1 protein-coding gene is annotated in these 3,283 nt (G+C 33.3%); it reads left to right on the top strand.

Annotation, left to right across the window (positions count from 1 at the left end):
* The coding region (locus ACJMLH_RS06165; RefSeq protein ID WP_405275782.1) for an AMP-binding protein at positions 1-3,283 on the top strand (3,283 nt) is incomplete at both ends.

Here is a 3,283-nt window from a genome sequence, read left to right as displayed (position 1 = left end):
AAGCATATTGAGTATTGCGACAATAGCATTTGACACATCCCTTGAAGACATCCTAACCGGAATAACAAACGGAATTAAAATCATATTTGCAAATGATAACGAGATAAAAAATGTTGTTGATTTAACTAATTTAATCAAAGAAAACCAGCCGGAAGTATTGGAATTCACACCATCAAGATTGCTATCATATCTTGAAATAGAAGAATTTTGCAATGCGATAGGTTGCGGAAAATGTATCGTAATGGGCGGAGAACAATTCTCAGCAAAGGCATTCAATGGAGTCAAACAATACACCAACGCAAAGGTTTACAACAGTTACGGTCCGACCGAAGCAACAATTGCATCCAACTACAAGGAAATAACCGATCCAGAAAACATCACAGTTGGAAAAGCACTCAAAAACTATGTAACCGAAGTAAGGGACCTCGATGGAAAACTACTGCCTCAAGGAGTAATGGGCGAACTCTACATCGGAGGACCGGGAGTTGGAAAAGGATACTACAACATGCCTGAAAAAACCGCCGAAGTATACACAACAATTAACGACATCCCATACTACAGAAGCGGAGACTATGCAATAGAACTTCCAAATGGAGAAATCGACATCAAAGGAAGAATAGACAACCAAATCAAACTCAGAGGACTGAGAATAGAAATTGGAGAAATTGAATCAAACATCAACAGATTCCCAAATATTAAACGGACTGTTGTTGTAATCAAAGAGATTAACAATAACGACCACCTGTGTGCATATTTCACAAGCGATGAGGAAATTGACATAAGACTATTGAAAAGATATCTACATAACAAATTAACCAAATATATGGTTCCAACAGTATTTATGCAGCTTGATGAAATTCCACATCTTCCAAACGGAAAAACAGACCTGAAAAAATTACCTACTCCTAAACTAGATTTGGAAAATGTAAAACCTGAAAATGAAACAGAAGAAAAACTATTCAAAATAGTCTCTGAAATGATTGGATCCTCTGAATTTGGAACAACAGATGATCTTTATACCCTCGGATTCACATCTTTAACATTAATGAAGTTAAACTCCTTGATTTATAATGAAACCAATGTAAACATTGACATAACTTCATTATTCAATAATCCAACAGTCCAATCACTTGCATATAAAATTGACAATAACATCGAATCAGACATTGACGTTGATGAGATTATTGAAAGTGCAAAGGATACTGAGTACTTCCCATTGACTTCAAACCAATTAGGAATTTATTACGAATGTATGCAAACTGAAAAAATCAAATACACAATGCCAGTCGCAGTGAGATTTGATAACAGTATTGAACCTGAAAAACTTAAAAAAGCACTTATTGAAACTATTGAAGCACATCCATACCTTAAAACAAGAATTGTCAATACTGATGATGGAAAAATCATGCAAAAAAGATGTGACGATGCTGAAATTGAAGAAATAGAAATTGTTGAAATAGACGCAATTACCAATAAGGAAATAATGAAAAATGACATAAAGGCAATTCCATTGGACAACAACCAATTATTCAGGTTTAAAATCTATAATACACCTGAAGAAACTATATTATTCAGTGATTTCCATCACATCATTACAGATGGAGTATCACAGGATAATTTCTTCAATGATTTAACAAAAGCATATAACAGTGAAAAAATTGAAACTGAAAAGATTGATGGATATGTATATAGCCTCATAGAAAATCAAACTGCAATTAACGAATCTTCTGAAAAATTCTTCAAATCTCAATTCAGTCAAGGCATTGAATCAACAGTTTTAACTCCAAACATTAATGGAAATCCTGATATTGGAGATATAAAACTCATTTCAGATACTGTGGATTCTACTTTTGTTAGACTCTTCTGTAATGATCATTCAATAAGTCCAAACGTTTTATTCATGACCGCTACAATCTTAAGTCTCAATAAATTTACATTTAATTCCAAATCATTGATTACAACAATTTTCAATGGTAGGGCAAAATCTGATTACTTTGATACACAGGGAATGCTGGTTAAAACTTTACCTATTATTGTCAATGGTGAAAATCGTGAAATGATGGTTGAAGACTATATTAAAATAGTGGATAAAGCATGGAAAGATGCATTGACCCACAGTAATTATCCATACACAAAACTTGCTGAAGATTATCAGTTAAAACCTGAATTCTTCTATGCATACCACGAATCATTTAATGATGAGATAATACTCGACGGTAAAAAATACAAATCAATTGACCTTGACGGTACTGTAGCAACCGACTATAAAATTAACCTGGATGTATTTGACGATGGAGAAAACATTAGTTTATATATTGAATATAACGACCAAATCTATACTGAAGAGTATGTTAAACTGTTCCTACACTCAATCAAATATACTTTATTCCAATTCTTCGTGAATGATATGGATAAATTAAAAATAAAAGATATTGAACTTATTGACGGTGAAATTCCAGAGTTTGAAGAACTTGACACTCCATTCCTACACAAACGTTTTGAAAAACAAGTAGAAGAAAAAGGAGATGAAATTGCACTTGTGGCAACAGATGAAACATTAACTTATGATGAACTTAACCAAAAAGCAAATCGTATAGCACATGAACTAATCAAAAAAGGTGTCAAACCAAAAAGCAATGTATTGGTAATGCTTCCAAGAAACAGCAACTTAATTGCAACAATAATAGGCATATTTAAGGCAGGATGCACATTCGTGCCAATAGATCTGGAATACCCTCAGGAAAGAATTGACTACATATATGAAAACAGCCAAGCAGACTATATAATAAATACCAGTGGAGAATCAGACAATTCAATTGATATAAAAGAATTAATAAAAGGCGAAAACATAACAAATCCTGATGTGAATATTTCTCCTGATGATTTGGCATATATGATTTATACCTCCGGTTCAACAGGTAATCCTAAAGGAGTAATGATAAGTCATGAAAATGCATGTAATGAAGCAGCAGAAAATCCAAAATGCGAATATTCAAGCATATTGAGTATTGCGACAATAGCATTTGACACCTCCCTTGAAGATATCCTAACCGGAATAACAAACGGTATTAAAATCATATTTGCCGATGACATTGAAATTAAAAATATTGTTGACTTAATCAGATTAATCAAAGAAAACCAGCCGGAAGTAATGGAATTCACACCATCAAGATTGTTGTCATATCTTGAAATAGAGGAATTCTGTGAAGTGATAGGTTGCGGAAAATGTATCGTAATGGGCGGAGAACAATTCTCAGCTAAGGCATTCAATGGAGTCAAACAA

The sequence above is a fragment of the Methanobrevibacter sp. genome (assembly GCF_045116495.1).
GTDB lineage: Archaea > Methanobacteriota > Methanobacteria > Methanobacteriales > Methanobacteriaceae > Methanocatella.
This window is presented reverse-complemented; position numbering and strand designations above follow the sequence as displayed.